The sequence below is a fragment of the Alkalihalophilus marmarensis DSM 21297 genome (genome assembly GCF_000474275.2).
Lineage (GTDB): Bacteria > Bacillota > Bacilli > Bacillales > Bacillaceae_D > Alkalihalophilus > Alkalihalophilus marmarensis.
On the sequence record NZ_ATAE01000045.1, the window covers coordinates 37,173 to 63,053 of the forward strand.

Genomic DNA, 25,881 nt, shown 5'->3' on the forward strand with positions numbered 1-25,881 from the left:
TTAATAACGATACGTTTTATCTTTCAATCGTCAGGTAATATTTCTCTATAAAGTAAAAGAAGAGGAGGGCTTTGTTTTTATGTCGGCAGAAGTTATAGGATTTAGCTTTATCATATTAGGTATTTTACTTATTATCGGAAAATGGATTCGGGTTGCCACGCCATTTCTACAATCTTTCTTTATCCCAAGCTCAATTATTGCGGGGCTTCTTGGACTGCTGCTAGGACCGGAAGTGCTTGGTCTGTTTGGAGTAGAAGTATTTGAAGGGGGAGGTCTTTTCCCAGCCCCTATGATAGAGGTATGGGAAGTGCTCCCCGAACTGTTGATCAGTATCATCTTTGCCTCTTTATTCATAGGGAAGAAAGTTCCTAATATCAAAAAGATATGGAAGGTTGCTGGCCCGCAAATAACATTTGCCCATTTTCTATCATGGGGACAGTACGTCATTGGCATCACATTGGCTTTAGTTGTATTAACGCCTTTATTTGGAATGAATCCAGCGGCTGGTGCCTTACTTGAGATCAGCTTTGTTGGTGGACATGGTACCGCAGCCGGATTATCGGGTACATTCAGCGGCGTTGGTTTTGAAGAAGGAAGAGATTTAGCAATTGGATTAGCTACTGTCGGTGTTCTAACTGGAGTTTTTCTAGGAATTTTATTAATAAATTGGGCTGCGCGTAAAGGAAAAACCGAAATTTTAAATAGTCCTGATGACATTTCAGATGAACAAAAGAAAGGCTTAATCAAAAAGGAAGACCAGCAAGACATGTCTGCTGGCAATCAGACAACTCGCTCTGAAGTGATCGAAACACTTACTGTTCATTTTGCATACATAGGGGTGGCTATTGCCATTGGGTATGTCATTTTAGAAGGATTTATTTTAATTGAAGAGGCTCTATGGGGTGAGAATATGGAGCTTTTTGTTCACCTGCCTTTATTCCCTTTAGCAATGGTTGGTGCGGTCATAGTTCAGCTTGTCCTAAGTAAGTTTGTTAAAAAGTCCATTTTAGACCGGGACCTGATTACTCGTATCCAAGGGTTTGCCTTAGATTTGCTGATTGTGTCAGCTATCGCCACGTTATCCTTGTCAGTCCTTGGTGAATATATCGTCCCATTCTTACTTATGTCTGTTGCTGCAATAGGGTGGAATATTGTGGCCTTCATATTCATTGCTCCTCGTATTATGCCTGACTATTGGTTTGAGCGGGCAATTGGAGATTTAGGACAGGCGATGGGGATGAGTGCTGCTGGTTTGTTATTGATTAAACTCGCAGATCCAAAAGACGAAAGCCCAGCAAAGGAAGGATTTAGTTATAAACAACTGATGCTCGACCTTATTGTAGGAGGGGGAATTGTCACAGCGGCATCTGTCCCTCTTATTATAGCACTAGGCCCAGTTATTACGCTTATTATTGCATTTGTGATCATGATATCATGGCTTCTTTTAGGCTTGCTTTATTTTGGGAAAAAGAAATCAACACAATAAATAGTTTTTAAATAAGATATGGAAAACTTAATTATAGATTCTTTTACATTTTTCTAGAAATACTAAGGTTAAAAAGGAAAATGTTTGGGAATAAGTGAGTTAGGAGGGATAGAGAATGAAAAGATATAAAGTTACGTTTTATTTTTGTGGTGGAGAAAGTGTTGTATTTGAACTGGAGAGTGGCTACGAACTTAATCAGCAAATTGATAAAATTCAAACGGCTAAATGGTTCGATCACAAAAACCAGTATATAAACATGGAGAATGTCGAACGCTTTGAAATTGAAGAATATTAAGTTCTACATAGGAACTTACAGAAGAGACACTAGGTGTAACAGCCTAGTGTCTCTTTTTTTAGGATCATGAAATACGACTGAAGTTTGCGGTTGTTTTTGTCGAAATAAGACATCAACTAGTGCATTATTACGCTTATCTAAAATTTCGTGTATCTAAGGAGGGATTCGATTTTAATGAGAGAATTCGTAGGTGAATGATAAAAGTTGAGGAGGAATCATTATGAAGAAATTTGCCATGACAGTAGGTACCAGTTTCTTAGCAGCAAGCTTACTTATGTCACCAGCCCAGGCAGCACAATCTAACACAGGACCGGCTGTTCCAAGTGAGCAGCACCGGTAAGAGAGGCTTTAAGCCGCAGAGTAAACCACCAGTTCACACTGGTGGTTTTGATTTTTTATAATATGTAAAAAGAAAATTTTGGATTAAGTGCATATTTTTATCTAATAGTGGGTATTTAAAGATTAATCTAATATAGTCTATTAATAAAGGTTGGGTATTTAGTCGCTATTTGTCTAATTATGCTAGTTATATTTTCCTTGTTTGCTAAAGGTAAACAGCCGGAAGATTAGTGGATTAATAGGTCATTAATAGTGTTTTAAACAAATAGTGGTAGATGCGTTGACTGTAAAAAAATAGTTGGTAAGCTATAAGAGACAAAACTAAATGTTAAAGGGGTTGTGGACATGTCAGATGTAATTCGCTTAACACCGGCTGAACTACGTGACGTTGCTAGACAGTATGATACAGAGAGTGGTAATATTTACGACTTACTTACTCGTCTTGATGGTATGAGCAGTCACTTACAAGATGTTTGGGAAGGTGCTTCAAGCCAAGCATTTGCTCAACAATACCAAGAACTACGCCCGTCTTTTGATCGAATGGCAGCTCTATTAAACGAAGTATCTATGCAGCTTGCAAATTCTGCACAAGTTCTTGAAGATACTGACCGTCAAATTGCTAGTCAAATTCGAGGCTAAGTAAAGTGTTCGATAAAGTGAAAATGTGCAGTAAAGTTAAATAGTAAAAAAGCACAATGAAATGATAATGAAAAGGAGCGCTGACAACACACTTGTTTATGCGCTTTTTTTCCTGTCTTGGGGTGATTTCAATATATATACAGGTAACTATTGACATGCGTCATTATGAGGGAGAAACCTTTGATTTGCGCTTGTCTGACTATTATTCTGTGAAAAAAGTCATTGATATTGTTTGGCAGATCAAAGAAATGAAAGAGCCTCCTCGTGAGGGCAATTGGGTAAGGATTGAGAATAAAGAAAAGGTCCTTCCAGGTCATGCCACTCTTCAAGCAAGCGGAATCACAAACGGTGACAAAATCGTCATTATATAAGGTAGAGATACTATCACTAGATTAAACAAATAGGTGACCAGTTACTGACTAAGAGCCTTTAAAGGAGTACCTGCTATGGAAGAAAAACGGCTATCGTATTTAGAAAAACAAATAGAAGCCACGGTTTCAAAAGATAAAGGTCAGCATGTTTTTCATTTTCAAAGAGCAAAAGTGAAACTAAGCGATCCTCTAGAAGCAGGAATGCTGACAAAATTAGATGACAAGATTGAAAGAATTGTTGAAGATACAGAAGATGAAATCAAAATCATCATGAAGCGTCCCAAATCGATTTTGAACTTTGCAATGATCCAGCGTAAGACAACCTATGCTAAATGGCTGCTCGCTCATAATCTTTTAAAAGCGGTAAAGACTCATTCGTATACAAGACTTCATTTAATCGTGTGCCCTGAGAACATCGTATTTGATAAGAGCTTCGAACCAATATTCCTCCACTACGGGGTGAAAGAAAGTCTTCCTCCTTATAGTCAAGAAAAAGATAATCTGACACTTGAAGTTAAAGCGACAATAAGTGAGTTGATTGACCCAGCTCATACATTTTACGACTATTATCACTACCACACAACAATGACGTTAAGTCCCTTTGTAAAAGAAATATTTGAGTGCAGCACATTAGACGAATTAACAGCTTACGTAGAAGAAACGATTACAGAGTTTGAGAGCCGTGAAAAGACCCTTATCTCCCTTCCGAAGAAGAAATGGCTTGCACATAAATACAGCTTAATTGCAGCGGCTGCTCTATTACTACCATTTATTGCATACAGCATTTATTCATTCTTTTTTGAGCAGCCAAAGCAGGAAACATTTATAGAAAGCAGTGAAGCTTTCTTAATGACAAATTATAGCGAAGTCATTAATCAGCTGAATTACTACGATTCAGATGGTATGCCGTATGTGGTGCAATATCAGCTGGCCACCTCTTATGTAGAGTATGAACCTTTAACGGAAGATCAGCGTAATGCTGTCCGCAACACGCTGACCCTTCAGTCGGATGAACGTTATTTCAAATACTGGATTCATATTGGCAGGGGAGAAAATGAAGAAGCCGTTGATTTAGCTAGGTCCTTAGAAGATAGAGACCTTGTCATGCTTGGACTGCTTAAGTATCGCGAGGATATTAAAGCCAATGACCGCTTATCGGGACAAGAAAAAGAAGAAGAACTGCAAATCATTCAAAATGAGATAGATGAGTATATGAGAGAACGTGAGGAGCTAGAAGCTGAGGAAGCGGCTGAGGCGGAGACTGTTGTAGAAGAAGAGGAAGAAGAAACACCAGCTTCAGCACCAGCACAGCCAGAACCTCCATCAGAACCAGAACCATCTGCTGATGAAACAGAAGAAGCAGCAGAGGAAGAAGATTCCGAGTCTTAGGGAGGTGAGACAGATGCAACAATTGTTTGTGTTTTATAAGGATACATATCAACTTTACCCGTTGGAGCACCATAAAAGAGTGACGATTGGAAACAGTGAAGAACATTCACTAACTCTTTATTCTCATCCATTTACAAGCGGCGAGTTATCCATTGTAAAAGAGGACGGATATGTACTGTATCAAGAAGGGGAGCGTCTTACAGAACTGAAGATTGAGGAACCATTCACGCTCACAGAGGAAGGTCATAGCCTGACGTTCATTTTAAAAGAAGGTTCGAACGCTGAAGCTACGTATTATGTTGGGCATCAAAAAGAAATAACGGTCGGTCATAAAGAAGGTGCGACGATTGTCCTTTTGAACGAATTAGGAGAAAACCATGTAAGTAAAAATTCTATTCAAATGGACCGTATAGAGGAGACATGGCATCTTAGCGCAGCGAGTGATGCTATCGTTTATGTGAATGGCAAGCAGATTAAAGAGAGTAAGCATTTGTTTAATGGTGATGTAATCTATTATTCAGGCCTCTCTATGACATTTATCGAAGGGGATCTTCTGCATTTGTCAGGATCAGACGACTATGAAACCTCCCTAGCACGTGCGATGCCGCCTACTTCTGAAATGAAAAAGAAGTATCCAGATTATCGCCGCACGCCAAGAATGATTTATGATCTCCCTGAGGAAAAAGTAACGTTTTCGTTTCCTTCCCAAGAAGGGGATGATAACCAAAGGGCATTATGGCTGTTAATCCTGCCTCCGTTAATGATGCTCATTGTCATGGGGATGGTGGCGTTATTAATACCTAGAGGTGTCTTTATTATCATTTCGATTGTAATGTTTACAACAACGATCTTCACTTCAACTATTCAATACTTCCGTGAGAAGAAAAAGCGCAAAATCAAGCTAGCAACGCGTCTTCGAGTCTACAATCGCTATCTAGAACAAAAGCGAGAGGAACTACAAGCGTTATCAGATCAGCAAAAGAAAGTGCTGTATTACCATTTCCCTTCATTTGAGAAATTAAAAACAGACGTAAGACAGATTAGTGATCGTATTTTTGAGCGTACTCTAGAAAGTGAGGATTTCTTGCATTTTAGAGTAGGGAGAGCAACGGTTCCTGCTAGCTATGAAGTAGCGGTCGGAAGCTTAGATTTTGCCAATCGGGAAATAGATGACTTAGTTGAAAAATCACAAGAAATGATTGATGTTTATAACAAAGTGGAAAATGTCCCGTTAACGATCGATGCTTCTAAAGGGGCAATTGGATTGATTGGGAAGCAATCGATTGTGCAAAAGGAGATTCAGCAAATTGTCGGTCAGCTGGCGTTCTTCCATAGCTATCATGACATAAGGTTTGTTGCGATCTTTGATGAAGAAGAATATGGAGATTGGGAATGGATGAAATGGCTGCCTCATTTTCAGCTGCCGCATTCTTTTGCTAGAGGCTTTGTTTACAATGAGAGAACGAGAGACCAGTTGTTATCATCTATCTATGAAATATTAAGAGAAAGAGATATGGATGAGGAAAAGGACAAGAAACGTTTTTACCCTCATATTGTCTTCATTGTATCGAATCGAGCGTTAATCTCTGAGCACCTGATTATGGAGTACTTAGAAGGCGAAGATAAAGGGATTGGCATGTCTACAATCTTTGCTACAGATACAAAAGAGAATTTGGCTGAAACGATTCATACGTTAGTAGGCTATATTAATGATCAACAAGGTGAAATCCTCATCCAAGAGAAAAAAGCGCTGCATACAGCGTTTGATCTAGACAGCCATCAACAACAAGGCAATGAAACATTTGCTAGAACACTACGTTCTCTTAATCATCTAAAAGGGATGAACAATTCGATCCCTGAAATGGTTTCATTCCTTGATCTATTCAATGCGAAAGATGTGGAAGAACTAGATATCCCAAATAGGTGGCTTACTAATCAGTCTTCGAAGTCTTTAGCTGTACCGATTGGATTAAAAGGGAAAAAGGATGTAGCTGTCTTAAATTTACATGAGAAAGCTCACGGACCTCATGGACTTCTAGCTGGTACTACAGGTTCAGGTAAAAGTGAGCTGCTTCAAACGTATATTTTAAGCTTAGCTGTTCATTATCACCCTCATGAAGTGGCGTTTTTATTAATTGATTACAAAGGCGGAGGGATGGCCCAGCCATTTAAGCAAATCCCTCACCTTCTTGGAACCATTACAAATATAAATGAGAGCCAAAACTTTAGTACACGTGCCCTCGCTTCCATTAATAGTGAGATGAAGCGCCGCCAGCGTTTATTTGATCAATTTGAGGTAAACCACATCAATGACTACACAGACCTTTATAAAGAAGGTACAGCCAAAGAGCCGCTTCCTCATCTGTTTCTGATCTCAGATGAATTTGCCGAGCTGAAAAATGAGGAGCCTGAATTTATTAGAGAGCTGGTCAGTGCTGCCAGGATTGGGCGAAGCTTAGGCGTTCATTTAATTCTAGCGACTCAAAAGCCTGGCGGTGTCATTGATAATCAAATTTGGAGTAACGCACGTTTTAAGATTGCTTTGAAAGTGCAGGATGCAACAGATAGTAAAGAGGTCTTAAAAAATTCGGATGCAGCAAATCTCACGATTACGGGACGCGGTTATTTGCAAGTAGGAAATAACGAGGTGTATGAATTATTCCAATCAGCTTGGAGTGGAGCTCCTTATCTTGAGGAGACAGTCGGTACAGAAGATGAAATCTCACTTGTAACCGACCTTGGCCTTGTACAGTTGTCTAACGTAAGTGCAAAAGTAAAGCGGGAGCAACGAAAAAAGCAGACAGAAATAGAAGCCATTGTATCAGAGATAGCAAATGTTCAATCCACAATGGGCATTCAAAAACTGCAAAGTCCATGGCTGCCGCCTCTCGCTTCGCGTCTTGCGAGTGAGGAAGCAGGGAGTGTGGATGAAGGATTTCTTATTGGCTTAAAAGATGAGCCTGAAAGACAAAGTCAAACACCATATCGTTACAGGTGGCAGGAAGACGGCAATATAGGTATTTTTGGGTCAGCAGGGTACGGAAAATCAACAACAATCATGACCTATCTGCTTCGTTTTGCAGAGGCGTTTACACCAGAAGAACTTCATTATTATGTATTTGATTTTGGAAACAGTGCGCTTCTGCCGTTGAGACAGCTTCCTCATACAGCCGATTATTTCAGATTTGATGATCAGCGCAAAATTGAAAAATTTATGGTGTATATAAAGAAAGAAATTGAAAAAAGAAAGCAGTTGTTCCTTGATCGTGAAGTGAGTAATATCACTCATTACAACCGTCTTACAGATGAAATACTACCGACGATTGTTCTTACGATTGATAACTTTGATCTTGTGAAAGAGGAGCTTCCTGACATTGAAACGCAGTTTATCCAATTTGCCCGAGATGGTCAGTCGCTTGGCATCATGGTTATGCTTTCAGCCACAAGAATTAATGTAGTAAGGCAGCCACTAATGAACTCTCTAAAAACGAAAGTCGTTCATTATTTAATGGATAGCAATGAGAAGTTTTCAATTATCGGCCGCACACCGTATGAAGTAGAGGCAATAGCCGGCCGTGCATTAATCATTAAAGACCAAGTAGCTCTTTCTCAGATGTACTTGCCGGCTTGGGGTGAGGATGATTTAGAGATTCTTGCTGCCGTAAAAGATAAGATCGAACGTATGAAGGAAAGGTATCAAGGCTGTCGATTGCCTGCACCTATTCCTATGCTTCCTACTAATCTTGACTACCAAACATTTGCAAAGAAATATGCGGCTACTAAAAAGCAAGGTTCGCTGTCAATTGGGTTAGATGAAGAGACAGTGACTACGTTATCAGTCGATATCGAAAGTGAGCATTGTCTCGTGGTTGGTCAAAGTAAAAAAGGGAAAACCAATGCAGTAAAAGTGTTATTAGAAGAAATGTTTAAACAAGAGCATGCAGATGTAGCTCTATTTGACGGAGTTGATCGAGGTTTATCAACATATGCGAGCCGGGATGGTGTCCTTTATATGGAGACTAAAGATCAAATAAATGAATGGCTCAATAGCGTTGAAGAGACTCTAAGACGCCGTGAGAATGAGTATTTACAAGTAATAGGTCAATCCAGTGCACTGACATTTGCTCCTATTTACTTGGTTGTAGATAGCGTTTCGCGCTTGCAGCAAACGATTGATGCACAGATTCAAGGAAAGATATCAACATTCATGAAGAAATACACTCATTTAGGCTTTACTGTGATTGTTGCCGGAAACACAAACGACTTTACAAAAGGCTTTGATCCTTTAACAAATGAGTTAAAGCAGATCAGGCAGGCTGTACTATTAGCGAAGAAATCTGATCAGAGTTTAATTACACTGCCGTTTACACGGAATGAGCCGGAAATTCTGGCTGGCTTTGGTTACTTGATTCAAGATGGCACAGCAACAAGGATGCAAATTCCTAAATGCTAAAGCAGGGAAAGAAGGGCAGAGAATGCTTGAGAAAACGAATTTAATAAAGTTAATTGCGATGATTGTCCTGATCCTTGTCCTGCCGAGCTTGTTCTTTTCTTACATTGGTCAGGAACCAAACAAGAGACAAGACAACTCCTCAGGGCAAATCGCCATTGTAAACGAAGATTTAGGAGCTGAATTTCAAGGCGAGAGGGTATTTTTTGGTCAGGCTGTAACAGCCTCAATCGGTGAGAATTCAGAATACAATTATGTGGTAGTAGGAAGAAATGCTGCCGAGTCTGGTCTTGAGAGAAACCAATATGATGGAATCTTGTATCTATCCTCTGATTTCTCAAATAATATTTTAACATTTAAAGAAGATCAGCCTGAACGAGCTTCCTTGAGCTATCAAATTCAACCAAACTTAAATGCAAGAAATATTGAAAGGGTTCAGCGTTCGCTTCAAAATGCTAGAAACCGAATTAATAGACAAGTGACGAGCATTTATTGGGATGTAGTGGCACAAGAAGTGAATGATATTCGCCAAAAATTCGATAACATCGTAGAACGGGAAATTGCTTTCCAAGAAGCGATGTATTCCTTCTATGCACCGAACTCTCAAACGATCGCAAGTGAAGTGGAAAGACAAAAAGAGCTGCTTGAACAATTGCTCAGCTCATCTACAGATGCAGAGGCCACGTCCGAAGAAGCGATTGCCAACATTGAAACATACGAGCAGCAACTGAGTGCATTTTTAGAAAATGTTCAAGCATATCGTGAGTATCAAGAGCAGCAGAACGAATTATTCATGACAACTAGTCTGGAAAATCAACAGCTGCTTGAGCAAGGGCTGACAAGCTATGAATCTACCATGTACAACGGATTCGATACAATTGTACGAATCCAAGAACGTCCAAGACCAGCATTTACGAATGATGGTCAAGATTTTTCACAAAGTGTCTCTAGGGTCCAAGGTGCGATTGATGGTAATTATTCAGTGCTATCCGATTTAAGAGCTTCCACAGGCGAGGAGACTGTTAATCAACTAGCTGGTCATCTTGAAGATGGCCAAAGAGAGATGATGAATACTTTTAGAACTCAGCGAATGAGTTATTCTTTTAATCAGCTAGAATCAGCTATGCTCCCAATTCGCGAAGAGTTGACCAATGGATCAAACGGAGGGGGAAACGAGGGAGGCCAGAACCCGCCTGCTGAAGTTGATGTTGATATACCAACAGCTACCCTTGCCTCAGCAGAATCATTAACAGAACTAAAAGCCCAGCTGTCACAATTAAGGGGAGCGATTGATTCTGCCGCTAGTGACTCTCCCTCAGACGGAGAAGAGGGCGAAGAAGACAGTGGAGGTCAACAAGACCACTTAGAAGGTCTTCGTGCTTCTGTAGCTGCACTTGAGAGTGAAATTGAAAAAATAGAAGGCGAGCTAAATGCTCAATCTTCTACTCAAGCAGAGTGGGAACGAGTGTTAGAAGAATTGATTGCTCAAATCGAAAGCGCACCACAGCAGCAGCCGAACACTGGGAATCCAGGGAATAGAGCAATTATTGATAAGATCAATCAAAAAGAAGCTGGCATCCTAGGCTCTTCTAACTTATCAACTACTCGCAAAGATCGATTAGCTCCATATTTTGGGACGGCTATTCAGACCCAAGATACTGATAAATTATTAACGTATTACTCACATCTTTCTGCGTATCACGAGGCTGCTAATCAGTCTGCGGAACAAGAAGATGAGTTGATTTCTGATATTTTAGCAGGCAGTGAAGGTCTCACAGCTGTTGAAGAAACTTTTGAATCCATTCAAGGCGGCTTCAACGATCTTCAATCTGGATTAGATCAATCGATTGATGATCTTGATCTTTTAGAAAGTGACTTTGAAGGATTTGTTGAGGCTGTTCATACTTTTATTGATGAATATGATGAGAGTGTTCAGCTTGAACAAGAGGCGATTGTAAGTGAGCTGCAAGAAATTGAGGAAAATGCGAATCTTGTAACACTTGCGCTGCGCGAAGGTATCGAAACGCCGGAGGTTGAATCTCCTCCAGTAGATGATATGAGCGGAGAAATGATCGTATCGAATCAGCAAAATGCCATGGGCAATATTGAACAAGTATCAAACTTAGTCAGTTCGCTGTCTGATCGCTCAAATTACGTCAATGAGTATACTGATGAGTTATATGAAAAAGTAGGCTCTGTTCAATCTAGAGCAGATGAATTAAATAATAACTGGGCTACCAATGTAGAAGCCTCACAGCTTGTACAAAACGACCTTTACAGTATTCTTAGAAATGCTGTAGTGGATGGTCAGCCAAATCCTTACGTGTATGATTACCTGTCAAATCCAGTCCAAATCAGCGGTGAGGCTCCTGAAGAAAGAACAAATAATACGCCTCCAGTTGTAATGCTGGTCATTATCTTAGTGTCTGGGTTAATTATCGGATTGTTTGTACACTACTTCTCTTATGTACCAGCCATGCTTAATGCATCAATGTTTGTACTATTAAATATCGCTGTCGGGTTAATCATTAGTATTTATGGGCTTAATATTTACCCAATGCATGATGTTCAAGCATTTAAGTGGACGATTGTAACGATTCTGCTATTAACTGCCACGGCTGGATTGGTTCAGTTAGGTCTAGTTTTCGGTCTAATAACCGGCGGTCTTGTCATCGTAGGTCTAATGCTGTTCTTTGTCACACCGCTGCTTGATCTGGTTATGCCGAATTTCAGCATGAATCATCCGGTTTCTGAAGTATACATGTCGATTCAATTTGGAAATCAATCGATGTTCATTCCAGCTGTTATTGTTTTATCTATTGTAAGTATCATAGCAGCAGCTGCTGCATACTTCATTAGAGGACGCCGTCTTACTCAAAAAGAAGAGGAAGATTTAGATGAGAGCTATGAAGCTTCTTAATATATCTGCCTTTGTTTGTTTACTATTTTTTCTCCTTCCGTCATTAGTGCTGGCGGAGGGGGATCCAGTAGTAGAGCCTCAGGAATACAAAGAACGACAAATTAATGTGGATTTAAATTATTACAGAGAAGACGAACGTGTGAGGCGGGAAGCACTGTCTAAAGAGCAAAGGGTGCTTACTTTTACGCAAAGAGAAATGAAATACTTTGGTGAGGTATATGAGGAGCTCTTTCAAACAGGGACGATCGAAGTGAATACGATTACCGCTAAAGCAGAGCGGCTCGATTTGTTTAATGGAGAAACAGAACCTGCGAGACAGAGCCGGATAGAGCAGGAATCTGAAACAGGGATTGTTCAAATCAGTACCATTTTAATCGCAGTTGTCATCCTAATGATCGCTATATTAATGTTTGTTGTTATTCCAAAATTAATGAAAAAGCCAGACAAGTATGAGCAACTAACCTAAAGAAGCATGACAGAGAGAGAAACATGCTTCTTTTTCTTAAAAAATAAAAAGAGGGAAGTGTCATTTATGCCATTAACCGGATTGTATTTGAGCTTACGTCAAAAGCAGGATGAACTCGCAAGACTTAGATCATGCCGCACTGAGTTGATGAATTGCAGAGAAGATTTCTATAGCAATGAGCATCTATGCAAGAATCCTAGTTTATCTTCAGTCACATGGGCAGGGAGCCTGGCAGATCGGTTTGAAAACCTCCGTGAAGGCGGCCTCGTATCAAGTTACCGGGAATTACCGGGCAGTCAGCTTGATACCTCTCTTCAAACTCTCTCATCCAAGATTTCACAGACAGAGCAAGAAATTATTTCACTTCAACAATCGATCGTTGCTGCAAAAGCCGCGATGGTCGCACGTTAAGGAGGGGTATAGATGAGCGAAATTAAAATTATATATGCGGATGTAGAGCAAGAATTAGCAAAGCTGCAAACCGCTGTTCAAGCACTAGACCCTTCAATGCCTTCTTCAGTGGGGGAAAATAATGTCCTAGATGTAGTAGACCGTCTTAACCAGCTGAACCAACAAATGAATCAAATGATTGAAGCGTACCAAGCCCTGCTTCTAAAAAATGAAGAAGACACCCGCCAATCAATTGAAACGATGAAACAAGCTGATCAGAATGTGAGTTCGCAGATTAACAGTAAATAAGAGAGGTGAAGGCAATTCGTTCTTTATTTATTGAATGACATCTGCCTTTGCTGACTTTCTTTAAGACATTAGCTAGTCAATATGAAGCACATAAAGACTTTAGTACTAAAGGTCAAATTATGAGAGTTAAATTAGATATGGTGTCAAAGAAGGAAGAGTAATGTGAGAATATTAAAGGAGTTATACACTATTTCATTAGAAGAATATAGGCATTGTTCTAATAGAGCTAAAAGTATTGAAAATAAAAAGGATAAAGCTAAATTAAATACTTTAGCATACTTTAACGGTTTATTTTTATTAATTTATTCTCTAGTGATTTTAATAAATATAACATATATAATTTTATCTTTTTTTTATGGCTTATACATCCTATTAACTTTGTTGAGCTTTATCCCTTTACTAGGAATGTTAATTTTAATAAGGAAGATTGTCTATCCAAAGTTTAAGGGGAAATTTCTAGAATAGTTTAATAGCATTTAAAGATTTGTCAAAGAAGATTTGACAAATATGAAAGGCAGTTTAATATGGGCTGTTTTTTATTGAATTCTTTATACTAGCAAGCTGTTATAATGCCAACCAGAAAGCATTTATAAATAAGAAGGAAATAGGTTCTTATATGGAGTGAAACGGAGACACAAAAATGAATAAAGATAAACAATCTTTATTAAAAAGTGTACATGCAGCTTTTATTATAGGTAAAATAATGGCCTTTCTCTTCGGATTATTAATAGTTATTATTTTCGTTTCAGATGCGCGTGCTAAATCAGAAGAAGAATGGATCGTAATTGTGATTTCCTGGTTCATTGTTTCCTTTCTGCCTATTGCCATTCTTCATATTATTCACAAATATATATTCTTAAAAAAATACCCTGAATGTAAAAAGAAATGAAGAGAATATTGGAAGAGTTTGAAATGAAAATAAACTTCTACAAGTGAATTTTTCTACTTGGAACTATATCAAGCCTACAATGTAGAGATTCACTAAAGGCAAAGGGGGAGAGGATGTGGCCAATCTCTGGGAGCGCCATGGCTTTACGTTTATCATTGTCTTTTATTTAATTAGTATCACCATTCAAATCGTCACTTCCTTGCTTATCTATGAAGATACTTTTGAGAAGCTTGTGATGATTGGTGTTCAGTTAATCCTAACAACGATTGCTGTTTTTATCGCATATAAAATAATCAATAAATTATTTAAATAGAATTATACATAACAATAGATGCAATAAGGAGGTTTACACATTGGCTACAGACCAAGGTTTTATTAAATTTTTTAGAGGCAAGGAATGGTATGCTTTTACGCGTGCTTTCAAGCTTTATGTAAACGGAGAAGAAATAGGGAAGATCAAACGAGGGAAAGAAATAATCGTTGAGGTATCTCCAGGAGTTCATACGGTGTATGCAAGTATGGACGGATTTCAAACGGAAGAGGCTGAAGTGACAGTCGATGCTGGTCAGACGATTACTTTTCAAGTGACAGGAAGTACGCAATCGTTCGTTACGCTGAAAATGTTATAAGTACCCATTACCTGGCATGAGGCATGGGTTCTTTTTGATTAAAAAAGAATATAACGATAGAACTCAAAAATCGTTTAATCTTTCTAACAGAGGTGTTTAATGAATATCATTTCTTTACTATTTGGCAAGCCGTATCGCGCTAATAGGCTCTTTCTCTTTTTTTATTGGTTTGTCATTGCTTTTTATTTTGTCGGGTTTGTGATGATGATCTCTTTGATTGTAATGACGGGTGAGTGGCTTTTTATCATACCTCTAGTAATCTTTCCTTTATTGTTTCGTATAGTGTATAAATTAAATACGTTTATTTATCAATCGATCTCTAATCAAAAAGATCATTCACCTTTAAAGAAGAAATGGATAATGATAGGGAGTGCTTTTGTCATCCTAATGATCACCTTTCCTATCCTCGTCTTTATATTTTCAGACAACGTTGTAACGAATGTTTCCAATACAAATGTGAATGGTGAAATAGAGCTTTCGATTGGATCAGTAAAAGGTACTTATGAAATTGAGGCGTTTCAAATTGAGGCGTTTCAATTAGAGGAATCAATAAAAGACGTGGCTTTATTGCCTTACGAGGCCTTTATAAGAGAAGGTTCCTTTTTATTATTTCTAGAGCATAATGGCGAAATGATTTGGAGTGAAGAGGTTTCCGGGAACCATTCCGGCGAGATGGCGGTAGAGCTGAGAGAAGGAAATTATCGAATTAAACTAGAGTCAGAAGAAGCGAAAGGCATTGTGATCAACTTGTCGCTTAATTAAATAATTCTCTCTAAACCAAAAACAGCCTTTGCATCAGTAATATAACTGATGCAAAGGCTGTTTTTAAATGTGGGATAGAAAAGAGCAAACAAGATTAGATAAGATCGATTTCTATTGAAACATCGGAAAGACATATTGAACTAAGAACCATAAGAACCCAAAGAAAATGATAATATAAGCTAAATATTTTATAAAGCTCGATGCTACTTTACTTGAATCATGCTTTTTCTCCACATGCTTCTCCTCGACATCTACATCTTTTCTCATGATAACGCCTCCCTTTAAAATGATTTCTTATCGTTTATATATCCGATTTGATACCACCTGAAACATAAGTAAAAAAGGAGAGTTGATCTACCCTTTTACCAATCAGTTCTAACTAGTGAAATGGATTCAATTAGGAAAAGGCGTGGAGTCATTTCCGTGTGAACAAGGACTTAATTTAGGCGTAGAGGTTTTGATTAAGTTAAATAGGGGGATGTAATAACCAACAAACAAATTGGAAAATAAGATGGAAAGGTGTGAGGATAAAATGTTATGGACAGTACTGATTGTGTTGTTTGTATTGTGGTTACTAGGCTTTTCATTTGAAGTTGGAGGAGGACTTATTCACTTACTGTTAGTTGTAGCCCTTATCGTCTTCATTCTACAAATGTTAACTGGAAGAAGAGCATAACTGCAGCAAGCGTTCTTATTAGAGCGCTTGCTTTTTTCATGTGTTTTCCACTTTTGGTCATACTAAGGTAGATATTTGACCAAAGGAGTGAAGAAAGCTATGAGAAAGCTGTTTGTTTTGTTATGTTTGCTGCTGATGCTTACCATCTTGGTTCCAATGAAAGGGATTGCAAGAGAAGTGACGTATCCTAATAATGATCTCCTCATTAGTGTAGAGGAGACGGCCCAGCGATTAAATGAAGAACACTTTATCATTGTTGATACGCGCAGCGAGGGGTACACGGAAGGACATATTCCGGGAGCTTTACCATTTGATGCTGCTCAATTAGCAGATAAAAGCCACCCTGTTGACGGATATTTAGTTCGGGCAGAAGAATTTGAGCGATTAATGAATGAGCTTGGAATAAGCAACGATGATGAAGTGATTGTGTATGATGATGGCGATGATACGGCAGCTACAAGGTTATTTTATGCGCTGGAATTATACGGACATAAAAAAGTACGGGTATTAAATGGCGGACTTAAAGCATGGAAGGCACAAGGCAAGGAGGTTTCTACCACTCCCAGCGAGGAGAGAAAAGGCAGCTTCAAGGCGAATATGCAGGCAAACCTTGAGGTGGAACACGATTATGTGAAGGCAGCAATAGACCACCCCAATAAGGTACTGTTCGATGTTCGTTCAAAAGCTGAATATATGGGGGAGGATGTCAGGGCGAAAAGAGGCGGTCATATCCCAAGTGCTGTGAACCTCGAATGGAAAAAGGTTTTAGAGGACGGAGAAGTGCCATATTTTAAAGAGGCAAGTGCCATTGAACAAATGCTTGAGGAAGCTGGAGTAACGAGAGAAAAACAGATTATCATTTACTGTCAAAAGGCAGAGCGAGCATCTCATATGTACTTTACGTTAAGATTAATGGGGTTTGAACATCTTAGAATGTATGAAGGATCTTGGGAGGAATGGGGAAATGACCCCGACACACCGATCGTAAATCCTAGTGAACAATAGTTAAAATTAAAACACGAATGAAGAGCTAGCTAGCCCCTTTTAGAGAAATTTAAACAACCTGACTTAAAGACGACTGATTCTATTGAATTAGATAAGTCGTCTTTTTGTGCAGGAATATATAATCTTCTTCAAGCTCCGTTGATTGGAGCGGAAGGTACGAGACTCCAGGGGATGTGCGTTGACCATGGGAGACCCACAGGAGTGAAAACGACGAGGAGGCTCCCGGTCCGCCCGCGGAAAGCGAGTACCTGCAGCGGAAATCAACCACCATTGCAAGGAGGAATTCTTTTGCTTGTACATGACTTGCTTTCATTTATATTATTGTCCTATTTGACAAAGTACTTAAATCCATTTATATTTAACTACATGAAGTAAATAGTTAATGACGTGAAATAAATGAGGGAGTCTATAATGGAAAAGGATGAGTTGAAGTTATATTACGCAAGGCTTGATCAGGCTTTTTATAAGGCAATGAAAACGTTAGGGCCAAAAGTATATGAAAAACTTGAACATAACCTCACGGGAGAACAATTTTTTGTCCTCAATACGCTAGAGCAGAAGGGTCGCATAACATCATCGCAGTTAGCAGAAGAGCTTCAGGTGAAGCCAAGTGCAATCACAGCCATGGTTGACCGTTTGTTAAAAAATGATTTTGTGATAAGGGAACGAGATGAGAAAGACCGAAGAGCGGTATATGTGCGGATTTCAGATGAAGGTATGAGTGCTTTGAAATCATCTGTAAAGAAACGGAATATAATTATGGAGAAGTATATGTCAAAATTAACTGAAGAAGAAATGGAACAGCTGACATCAGTTCTTGAAAAGTTGACATCTATTATTATTGAATCAGAAGGCTAGTTTAAAGCAATAATTATATAAACAGTATAGTTGGATCTAATAATAGCTTTTTAACTCAACGTTCTATATAAAGGAGTAGATGAGGTTTGTCACAACAAACAAGTGTGAATGTAGGACAAATTAAAGCAATGAAGCAAGAGCTTACAAGATTTATGATGGTGTACAAATTTGCTCTGGATGAGATGAATACGAAAATAAATATTCTACAAGAAGAATTTCAGTATATTCACAGCTATAATCCGATTGAACATACAAAATCGAGATTGAAATCTCCTGAGAGTATATTCAAAAAAGTGCAGCGTAAAGGATTGCCGCCATCGTTAGTGAGTGTAAGAGAGCATATACATGATATCGCAGGTATTAGGATTAGCTGCTCCTTTATCACAGACATTTATATTATTAGTGAAATGCTGCAACAGCAAAAAGATATTACGGTGATTGAATGTAAGGATTATATAAAGAAGGCTAAGCCAAATGGATACCAAAGCCTACATCTTATACTAGAAATTCCAGTCTTTATGTCCGACCGTGAGGAAAGTGTGAAAGTGGAGGTTCAAATCCGGACGGTCGCTATGGATTTCTGGGCTAGTCTCGAACATAAAATATACTATAAGTATCAAAAGGCAGTGCCCAGTCATTTACTACAAGAATTAAAAGAAGCGGCGGATACGGCAGCTGAATTAGATCGGAAGATGGAGAGGATTCATCAAGAGGTCGAAAAAGAGAAACAAAATGAAGAAGCAGAGCACCATTTCATTCATATAGACAAAAAAGCCCTCGAGTTGCCTCAAAGGCTTATTCAAGCGATAACCAACACAAATTAAGAGCGGACGAATAAAGTCTAACTATTTAACAAAAATGGAAGTTCTTCTAAAAGTCTAATACAATGGTAGGCTGCTAATACAACCCATCTAGACTGGCGTAGTACTTCCTATGATTTTGATACTATAGAGGGACTATCTATATTGAATGTCCCATACACAAGTTCGTCCGAAAACCAGAAATAATATTGCTTTTTTGAAGGCGTTGAGTTACAACGCTTTAGAACTCTTTTCTAGTTGAATTCTCATTTATCATTCGATTTAGGATATGGTTAATCCCAATCGTACGTTCTACTTCTAAAACAAATGCTATACCTTTTCCAGGCTTATCTAATTCTGCATATTTTTCAATCGCCACTAGTACTTCATCTGTTTTTGATCTATCAATTAATGTCAGAACCAATTCTTTTTCTGGTTCAATGGTTATATTAAAGAGCTTTGCTTGTTCGTGTATACCTGTACCTCTGCCGCAAACAATGGTACCACCCTCAGCTCCTGCTTTCTTAGAAGCTTCAACAACTTCTTCTGAATAGCCTTTATTTACAATCGTCACAATTAAATCATATAAAACTTTATTGTTCATGGTAACCTCCTGAATACTTACCTTAATCTTGACTCTTAAGTAAGTGTACAATTCCAGCGAATCTTTTTACATCAACGACAAAACCAATCCCGCTACCAGGTTTATCTAATTTGCCTGCGTTTTCAACTGCTGTTATGATTGCATCCATTTTTTCTTTAGACATCAGGGTAAATATAACTTCTTTATCTGTATCTACGCTGAATCCAAGTAGATTTTGGTTGTCATGAATACCGTTACCTCTGCCATATATAATGGTAGCCCCTTCAGCCCCTGCTTTTTTGGAAGCTTTAACTACTTTCTGAGCCATACCTTTATTTACAATTGTAACAAGCAATTTATGCTTCGGATTTAATTTTTTGTTCATTTTCTTTCTCCTTTCTTCCGTAAAGCAACCCTAAGGTTAGTACTGATAAGATAGGGGAAAGAGCGACTAATGTTATCATTCCAAACCCATCAAGTAAAGGGTCACGACCTTCTAAGACAGTGGCTATTCCAACTGACATGGCTACAATAAATGTTACTGTCATTGGCCCCGTTGCGACGCCTCCTGAATCAAACGCAATAGCTGTAAATGTTGGAGTTGAAAATTTGATGAGGATCAATGCGATAAGGTACCCAGGTATAATAAAGTACCATAATGGAATACCTGCAATGATTCTCAACATGGATAATGCTATGGAGATAGCAACACCGATTGATAATGTATAAAGCATGACCTTCTTAGGGATATAACCACCTGATACTTTTTCAACTTCATGATTTAATATACGCACCGCTGGTTCAGCAAACGTGGCCACAAATCCCAAAAGAAAACCTATTGGAATCAACATCCATAAATGATCCAGTTGCCCCATTAACGTTCCCATCATTTCTCCAGCAGGGAGAAATCCGATGTGTACACCTTGAAGGAAAAAAGCGAGTCCCCAAAAAGTAAGAATCATCCCTTTTAGTATATCTAGCAATTTCTTTTTTGGAAGCTTCAAAATAAAAAATTGAAAGAATAAGAAAAATATGAGCAGGGGAATAAGTGCAAAGGCAACTTCATATAAAACATGCCCGAAACCATCAAATATGTTTAAAGTCATCCATAAATCACCCCTAATACTAATACAGCTAAAATAGGTCCTATTGAAGCTAGTGCTACTAATCCAAATCCATCAGATGAAGCAGACTTCCCTCTTAAGACAGATGCAACCCCTACTCCTAAAGCGAGGATAAATGGTACGGTCATCGGCCCTGTCGTTACTCCGCCAGCATCAAAAGAGATAGGAACAAAGTGAGCAGGGGTGAAAGCAGCTAATAAAAACACCAATCCATAGCCACCTATTAAAAGATAGGTTATAGGTATGTTTAATACTATTCTAAGCATAGCTAAGCCGACAAAGATAGCCACACCCAAAGCTACGGTGTAAATTAGAATGTTACTTGAAACGATACCATTTGAAACTAGATCAACTTGAATGGCAAGGACTCGAACATCTGGCTCCGCAACAGTTGCTACAAATCCAAGTAAAAAACCAAAAAAAATGATAATCCAAGGTTTACCCATTCTAGGTAAAGCAGATCCTATCATTTCACCAATGGGCAACAACCCGACATGTACTCCAAGTAAAAACAGAATTAACCCGAATGATACCATCAAAACGCCAATTAAGAATTGAACAAACATCTCTATGGGCATACCTATTATAGTAAACTGCAATATAATAACAACTAGTGACAGTGGTATGATCGCATATACAACTTCTTTAATAGTGTCTTTAATATGTTGCATTGTTCCCCCCCTAAAAAAAATACACTTCTTTTTCATGTTTACTATTACGAATTTCCCGCTTTATCCATGTTTACTAGTATTTATTCTATTTTATCATTAGATTATTTAGACGTAAGAATGATAATAGTCTTTTTTGTGTTTAAATAAGTGGATCCTTACTCAATTCATAGCTGATATAAAATGAAAATGGGAGGAAACCATTAATAATAAGAGTTTCATCTATATAAAGGCGACTGCTGGCTATTTTTCAAAAGAGTCTTTAGACTAGATATAAAGAGGTAGCTTTAAAAAGGTAGCAATAAAAAGATAGCAATAAAATCGAAAGGTAGGATATAGATGAGCGACGAAGGCCGGATATTAATTGTGGTCTCGGTTGACGCAGAGAAAGAAGCTGTGCAGCGAGGGATTGGAGATATTAAAAATATTGATATTCTAACAGCTGGAGTAGGAGTGGCCAAAGCAGCAGCGGCGACTGCTTTTAAGCTTGCTGGTGAAAAGTATAAATTAGTGATTAATGCAGGGATTGCAGGCGGGTTTACTGGACGTGCAAAAATTGGCACAGTCGTTTTAGCAGAACAAGTGATTTGTGCAGATCTAGGTGCTGAATCAGACAGCGGCTTTCTTACTATCGATGAGTTAGGCTTTGGATCAGGTGTTATGGATGTAGATAGGCCTGCTTTATTATCTGTATACAAAGCATTAGAGCAAACAGAGCTAGTTGTAAATAAAGGAGAGATTCTCACCCTTTCTACAGTTACTGGAACAAAAGAAAGTACAATTGAATTAATGGAGAGGTATCCGGATGCTCTTGCTGAAGCAATGGAAGGCTTTGGTGTAGCGAGCGCTTGTGCTTTATGTGAGGTTCCTTTTATGGAAATGAGAACGATATCGAATGCAATCGGTCCTAGAGATCGTGAGGCTTGGAGAATAAAAGAGGCGCTGTTAAGCTTAGAAGAAGCGAGTAAAATCATTTCGGAGGTAGTATGATGAAGATAGCATTTTCACCGTGTCCTAATGATACATTTGTTTTCCATGCAGCTGTTCATGGAAAGATTCCTGAGGCACCTAAATTAGACGTAACGTATGCGGATATTGATAAAACGAATTATTGGGCAGCTGAGGGGATTGGACCAGAGATACAGAAAATCTCTTATGCTGCGCTTCCGTATGTTTTAGACGAGTATGCCCTTATCCCATGCGGCGGCGCACTTGGCAGAGGCTGCGGGCCTTTATTGCTTACGGCAGGGGGAGATCAATCTCCGCGTTCCTTAGCTGGGAAGCGGGTAGCGGTACCAAGTGAAAGGTCTACTGCTTATTTATTATTCAGGCTTTGGGCTGCCGAAGCGATCCCTGAAGGCTTAAATGAAATTGTCGTTATGCCGTTTCATGAGATTATGCCAGCTGTACGTGATGGCAAAATTGATGCGGGTCTTGTCATTCATGAGGCAAGATTTACGTATCAAGAGTTTGACTTAAAGATGTTAGTTGATTTAGGTGAGTGGTGGGAGAAAGATACAGGACTTCCGATTCCTCTAGGCGCTATTATCGCACATCGTTCTCTTAACAAGGAAGAGATAACTAATTGGGTGAGAGCATCAGTAGAATATGCATGGGAAAATCCCGAGGCCTCTGTTGATTACGTTATGGAGCATGCCCAAGAGCTATCTTATGAAGTGGCTAAATCTCATATCGACTTATATGTAAATTCATTTACTCAAGACCTTGGAGAAGAGGGGTTAAAGGCTGTAGCCAGTCTGCTTGGAAGAGCGGGGGCAGAAGGGCTTGTCCCCGAAGTTGACTTGAGTTTATTAAAAGAATAAAAGACGACTAATGAGAGAACAGGTCAAACGGCTTGTTCTTTTTCTGTGTTGATTTCCCTATCTGTTTTATTGGGGCGAACTTTCGGACTCAAACTGAATCAGGGTGTATATACATACTATTGAGGTGATCTAAGATGGAGAAGGTGCTCTTATTTTGTGATCCGGGTATAGATGATTCTGTAGCCATTATGTTCGCGTTGCTTCATCCTGATATTGAAGTAGTAGGAATTGTGTCTAGTTACGGAAATGTTGATAAAGAACAAGCAACGAATAATGCCGCTTATTTGCTTGATCTTGCAGGGAGGCTTGATGTTCCTTTAATCGGTGCGGCGGCTTATCCTCTATCAGGGGAAATGGCTGTCTATTATCCTGAAATACACGGCGAAGAAGGGTTAGGGCCGATCACACCTCCAGATACAATCAGCGGCACATTAGAGAATTTTTCTCTTATTTTCTCAATCATCGATGAATACAAAGGAGAGTTAGTCATTGTTGATGTTGGGAGGCAAACATCATTAGCCTCTGCTTTTATTCTCGGCGAGGATGTGATGTATAAAGTTAAAGCCTTTTATGTAATGGGCGGAGCTTTTCTTGTGCCTGGCAATGTAACTCCGCTTGCTGAAGCAAATTTTTTCGGTGATCCAAGTGCTGCAAATGTTGTCGCGACAAGAGCACATAATCTAACCATTGTGCCATTAAATGTGACGAATTATGCCATCTTAACGGATGAAGTCATAGATCAGATTACGGACCAAGAATATAACACCTTCACTCCCCTTATAAGACCCATTTACGATTATTACGCAGAAGCCTATCAAGAGCTTGTGTTAGGAATTGAGGGGGCTCCTTTTCATGATGTAGTGACATTGGTTGCTCTGACCAACCCAGAATTATTTGATTTTGTTGAAAGAGAAGTAACAGTTGTCGATGATCCTAGTGTAAGAGGCTTAAGTGTAGCGGATTTTAGACCTCTATCTGCTGTAGAAGAAGAGGCAGTAGAGGGTGCACAAATTGCTATGGATTTTAACTACGATGAGTATATAAATATTTTTATCCAAGCAATGAAAATGGAGTTTTAATTAATTTTGCATTAGGTCATTCCTAATGCTTTTTCTTTTACCTATTGAAAGATTACCAAAACTTAATTATAATTGATTATCATTATCAATTAAGAAATAGTGTGTCATTTAGTTGGGGAGTGAAGTCTTGTTAAAACGATTTTTTTCATACTATAAACCGTACAAGTGGCTGTTTATTTTAGATTTTTCATGCGCTGTCCTTGTTGGTTTGCTGGAACTAGCTTTTCCGTTGGCCGTTAACTATGTCATTGATCAGCTCCTGCCTGGGGGTGAATGGACGATTATTTTATGGGCTTGCTTAGGCCTTTTAGTTATCTACTTGATCAATACAGGTTTGCACTTCATCGTTACATATTGGGGTCATATGCTTGGAATCAATATTGAAACGGATATGCGCAGCAAATTATTTGAACATATGCAAAAGCTTTCGTTTGGATATTACGATGACAACAAAACGGGTCATTCTATTTCGAGACTGACAAAAGACCTTGAGGAAATTGGGGAAGTTGCTCACCATGGACCGGAAGATGTGTTTGTAGCCTTAATGACCCTTGCCGGAGCCTTTGTTATTATGCTTACGATTAACTGGAAGCTTGCTATTCTTTCGTTTCTAGTAATTCCTCTGTTGATGTGCTTAGCTATTCACTTCAATAAAAAAATGATTCATACGTTTAGAAAGATGTTCAGCGATGTAGCGGATATTAATGCAAGAGTGGAAGACAGCATTGGGGGCATCCGTGTCGTTCAAGCTTTTGCTAACGAAAAACATGAGCAGGAACAGTTTGCAAAAAACAATTCAAGCTACCGACGTACGAAATTAACGTCCTACAAAATTATGGCTCAAAATATTACAGCCAATTATGTGTTAATGAGGATGGTCACATTATTTACACTCGTTTTCGGAACGTGGTTTGTATTAAATGGAAGTCTTACTTACGGTGAGTTTGTGGCCTTCATTTTATTATCAAATGTACTGCTTGGTCCTATCCAAAAAATTAATGCAGTTATCGAGAGTTACCCTAAGGGCATAGCTGGTTTCAAACGTTATACAGAAATTTTAGATACGAGACCAGACATAGAAGATTCTAAAGAAGCAGCGCCTATTAAGGTTAAAGGAGATATTGCCTACAAAGACGTTTCATTTGGTTATGAGGGATTGGAAAACGTTCTAAATAAAATAAATTTCTCGATACGATCAGGAGAAACGGTCGCTTTTGTTGGTCCATCAGGCTCAGGTAAGACAACCTTGTGCAGCTTACTTCCCCGGTTTTATGAAATAGGCAAAGGCAGCATCGAGGTGGATGGAAGAGATATTCGTTCAATCTCCCTAGAATCATTACGCTCACAGATTGGAATTGTCCAGCAGGATGTGTTCTTATTCTCAGGGACGATTCGAGAAAATATTGTATACGGCAAGCTGGATGCAACCGATGAAGAGGTACTAAGTGCAGCTCGGAAAGCGCAGTTAGATGAGTTTATTAAGACACAGCCTAACGGGTTAGACACAGTGATCGGCGAGCGCGGAGTAAAACTTTCTGGCGGACAAAAGCAACGTCTTGCTATAGCTCGGATGTTCTTAAAGAACCCGCCGATTTTAATTTTAGATGAGGCAACATCAGCCCTCGATACAGAAACAGAAAGAGCGATTCAAGAATCACTAGCCGACCTTTCAAAAGGGAGAACGACATTAGTGATTGCTCATCGTCTAGCAACGATAAAAAATGCTGACCGCATTATGGTTGTGACCAAAGAAGGTATCGCAGAACAAGGAAGGCATCAAGACTTATTAAATAGTAACGGCATCTACAGCCGTCTTCATTACGCTCAATTTGGATAACCTACATCCCCTGTCACATCACATGGCAGGGGATTTTTTAGAAAGGATTTATCTACTTTATAGGGAATGTATAAGTATGGAAGAAGTGTTAACT

28 protein-coding genes are annotated in these 25,881 nt (G+C 38.9%); 22 read left to right on the plus strand and 6 right to left on the minus strand.

The features are described from left to right. Positions 1–79: 79 nt before the first annotated feature. The 14 genes from A33I_RS16555 to A33I_RS16625 all read left to right on the plus strand — a co-directional run bounded on the left by A33I_RS16555 (position 80) and on the right by A33I_RS16625 (position 15,334). The gene (locus A33I_RS16555; protein WP_022629453.1) at positions 80–1,486 is read left to right on the plus strand and encodes a sodium/glutamate symporter; all 1,407 of its coding nucleotides are present in this window, start codon (positions 80–82) and stop codon (positions 1,484–1,486) included. Between the two features lie 115 nt (positions 1,487–1,601). Next, on the plus strand, positions 1,602–1,781 hold the full coding sequence (locus A33I_RS16560) for a hypothetical protein (protein WP_022629454.1): 180 nt from the start codon (positions 1,602–1,604) through the stop codon (positions 1,779–1,781). A 684-nt stretch (positions 1,782–2,465) separates the two neighbouring features. Continuing rightward, a complete protein-coding gene (locus A33I_RS16565) occupies positions 2,466–2,759 on the plus strand; it encodes a WXG100 family type VII secretion target (RefSeq protein ID WP_012957307.1) in 294 nt (97 codons plus the stop codon). Positions 2,760–2,890: 131 nt separating this feature from the next. Then, the gene (yukD, locus tag A33I_RS16570; protein ID WP_031311775.1) at positions 2,891–3,130 is read left to right on the plus strand and encodes an ESX secretion system protein YukD; all 240 of its coding nucleotides are present in this window, start codon (positions 2,891–2,893) and stop codon (positions 3,128–3,130) included. Between the two features lie 75 nt (positions 3,131–3,205). Then, entirely contained in the window at positions 3,206–4,519 is a 1,314-nt protein-coding gene (gene essB / locus A33I_RS16575) for a type VII secretion protein EssB (RefSeq protein WP_022629456.1), read from the plus strand. 13 nt (positions 4,520–4,532) lie between these two features. Beyond that, the gene (gene essC, locus A33I_RS16580) at positions 4,533–8,972 is read left to right on the plus strand and encodes a type VII secretion protein EssC (protein WP_022629457.1); all 4,440 of its coding nucleotides are present in this window, start codon (positions 4,533–4,535) and stop codon (positions 8,970–8,972) included. Between the two features lie 22 nt (positions 8,973–8,994). Next, positions 8,995–11,889: a type VII secretion protein EsaA gene (gene esaA, locus A33I_RS16585; RefSeq protein ID WP_022629458.1), complete on the plus strand. Its 2,895-nt coding sequence runs from the start codon at positions 8,995–8,997 to the stop codon at positions 11,887–11,889. After that, the gene (gene essA / locus A33I_RS16590; protein ID WP_022629459.1) at positions 11,867–12,355 is read left to right on the plus strand and encodes a type VII secretion protein EssA; all 489 of its coding nucleotides are present in this window, start codon (positions 11,867–11,869) and stop codon (positions 12,353–12,355) included. The genes esaA and essA overlap by 23 nt, the downstream gene beginning before the upstream one ends. Positions 12,356–12,421: 66 nt before the next feature. Continuing rightward, positions 12,422–12,766, plus strand: a complete 345-nt coding sequence (locus A33I_RS16595) for a DUF5082 family protein (protein ID WP_022629460.1) — start codon at positions 12,422–12,424, stop codon at positions 12,764–12,766. 12 nt (positions 12,767–12,778) lie between these two features. Continuing rightward, positions 12,779–13,054 carry a YwqI/YxiC family protein gene (locus A33I_RS16600; RefSeq protein ID WP_022629461.1) on the plus strand — a complete coding sequence of 92 codons (276 nt, stop codon included), beginning with the start codon at positions 12,779–12,781 and terminating at the stop codon, positions 13,052–13,054. Positions 13,055–13,694: 640 nt separating this feature from the next. Then, entirely contained in the window at positions 13,695–13,943 is a 249-nt protein-coding gene (locus A33I_RS16610; protein ID WP_022629463.1) for a hypothetical protein, read from the plus strand. 115 nt (positions 13,944–14,058) lie between these two features. After that, positions 14,059–14,256, plus strand: a complete 198-nt coding sequence (locus A33I_RS16615; protein WP_012957319.1) for a hypothetical protein — start codon at positions 14,059–14,061, stop codon at positions 14,254–14,256. Between the two features lie 40 nt (positions 14,257–14,296). Next, on the plus strand, positions 14,297–14,572 hold the full coding sequence (locus A33I_RS16620) for a PEGA domain-containing protein (protein ID WP_022629464.1): 276 nt from the start codon (positions 14,297–14,299) through the stop codon (positions 14,570–14,572). Between the two features lie 99 nt (positions 14,573–14,671). Beyond that, positions 14,672–15,334: a hypothetical protein gene (locus A33I_RS16625; RefSeq protein ID WP_022629465.1), complete on the plus strand. Its 663-nt coding sequence runs from the start codon at positions 14,672–14,674 to the stop codon at positions 15,332–15,334. Between the two features lie 111 nt (positions 15,335–15,445). On the opposite strand, the gene A33I_RS21130 is transcribed toward A33I_RS16625, so the two are convergent. Then, positions 15,446–15,601 carry a hypothetical protein gene (locus tag A33I_RS21130; RefSeq protein ID WP_012957322.1) on the minus strand — a complete coding sequence of 52 codons (156 nt, stop codon included), beginning with the start codon at positions 15,599–15,601 and terminating at the stop codon, positions 15,446–15,448. Positions 15,602–15,866: 265 nt separating this feature from the next. Here A33I_RS21130 and A33I_RS20650 point away from each other — a divergent pair, with 265 nt between their 5' ends. Together A33I_RS20650 and A33I_RS16630 are read left to right on the plus strand one after the other, a co-directional pair. After that, positions 15,867–16,010, plus strand: coding sequence for a lmo0937 family membrane protein (locus tag A33I_RS20650; RefSeq protein ID WP_139314744.1), 144 nt, complete (start codon positions 15,867–15,869; stop codon positions 16,008–16,010). Between the two features lie 99 nt (positions 16,011–16,109). Further along, positions 16,110–17,015 carry a sulfurtransferase gene (locus A33I_RS16630; protein ID WP_022629467.1) on the plus strand — a complete coding sequence of 302 codons (906 nt, stop codon included), beginning with the start codon at positions 16,110–16,112 and terminating at the stop codon, positions 17,013–17,015. Positions 17,016–17,094: 79 nt separating this feature from the next. On the opposite strand, the gene A33I_RS20945 is transcribed toward A33I_RS16630, so the two are convergent. Beyond that, positions 17,095–17,328, minus strand: a complete 234-nt coding sequence (locus A33I_RS20945; protein ID WP_161808691.1) for a hypothetical protein — start codon at positions 17,326–17,328, stop codon at positions 17,095–17,097. A 98-nt stretch (positions 17,329–17,426) separates the two neighbouring features. Here A33I_RS20945 and A33I_RS16635 point away from each other — a divergent pair, with 98 nt between their 5' ends. Both A33I_RS16635 and A33I_RS16640 read left to right on the plus strand, forming a co-directional pair. After that, positions 17,427–17,873, plus strand: coding sequence for a MarR family winged helix-turn-helix transcriptional regulator (locus A33I_RS16635; protein ID WP_022629468.1), 447 nt, complete (start codon positions 17,427–17,429; stop codon positions 17,871–17,873). Positions 17,874–18,001: 128 nt separating this feature from the next. Beyond that, the gene (locus tag A33I_RS16640) at positions 18,002–18,697 is read left to right on the plus strand and encodes a GTP pyrophosphokinase (protein WP_051320855.1); all 696 of its coding nucleotides are present in this window, start codon (positions 18,002–18,004) and stop codon (positions 18,695–18,697) included. A gap of 217 nt (positions 18,698–18,914) precedes the next feature. Here the strand turns inward: A33I_RS16640 and A33I_RS21325 are convergent, their stop codons facing one another. Genes A33I_RS21325 through A33I_RS16660 form a run of 4 tightly spaced genes read right to left on the minus strand, consistent with a single transcriptional unit; the run spans position 18,915 to position 21,051 of the window. After that, positions 18,915–19,277, minus strand: a complete 363-nt coding sequence (locus A33I_RS21325) for a P-II family nitrogen regulator (protein ID WP_022629470.1) — start codon at positions 19,275–19,277, stop codon at positions 18,915–18,917. A 22-nt stretch (positions 19,278–19,299) separates the two neighbouring features. Further along, a complete protein-coding gene (locus A33I_RS21330) occupies positions 19,300–19,641 on the minus strand; it encodes a P-II family nitrogen regulator (protein ID WP_022629471.1) in 342 nt (113 codons plus the stop codon). Then, the gene (locus A33I_RS16655) at positions 19,613–20,362 is read right to left on the minus strand and encodes a DUF1538 domain-containing protein (RefSeq protein ID WP_022629472.1); all 750 of its coding nucleotides are present in this window, start codon (positions 20,360–20,362) and stop codon (positions 19,613–19,615) included. Before A33I_RS16655 ends, A33I_RS21330 begins: the two co-directional genes overlap by 29 nt. Beyond that, positions 20,359–21,051, minus strand: coding sequence for a DUF1538 domain-containing protein (locus tag A33I_RS16660; protein ID WP_022629473.1), 693 nt, complete (start codon positions 21,049–21,051; stop codon positions 20,359–20,361). The genes A33I_RS16655 and A33I_RS16660 overlap by 4 nt, the downstream gene beginning before the upstream one ends. Before the next feature lie 336 nt (positions 21,052–21,387). On the opposite strand from A33I_RS16660, the gene A33I_RS16665 reads away from it, so the two are divergent. The 4 genes from A33I_RS16665 (at position 21,388) to A33I_RS16680 (ending at position 25,787) form a co-directional block, all read left to right on the plus strand. Then, positions 21,388–22,038 carry a futalosine hydrolase gene (locus A33I_RS16665; RefSeq protein WP_022629474.1) on the plus strand — a complete coding sequence of 217 codons (651 nt, stop codon included), beginning with the start codon at positions 21,388–21,390 and terminating at the stop codon, positions 22,036–22,038. Further along, positions 22,038–22,871, plus strand: a complete 834-nt coding sequence (locus A33I_RS16670; protein ID WP_022629475.1) for a 1,4-dihydroxy-6-naphtoate synthase — start codon at positions 22,038–22,040, stop codon at positions 22,869–22,871. Before A33I_RS16665 ends, A33I_RS16670 begins: the two co-directional genes overlap by 1 nt. Positions 22,872–23,005: 134 nt before the next feature. Next, positions 23,006–23,950: a nucleoside hydrolase gene (locus A33I_RS16675; RefSeq protein ID WP_022629476.1), complete on the plus strand. Its 945-nt coding sequence runs from the start codon at positions 23,006–23,008 to the stop codon at positions 23,948–23,950. A gap of 127 nt (positions 23,951–24,077) precedes the next feature. Next, positions 24,078–25,787, plus strand: a complete 1,710-nt coding sequence (locus A33I_RS16680) for an ABC transporter ATP-binding protein (RefSeq protein ID WP_022629477.1) — start codon at positions 24,078–24,080, stop codon at positions 25,785–25,787. The last annotated feature ends 94 nt before the right edge of the window (positions 25,788–25,881 follow it).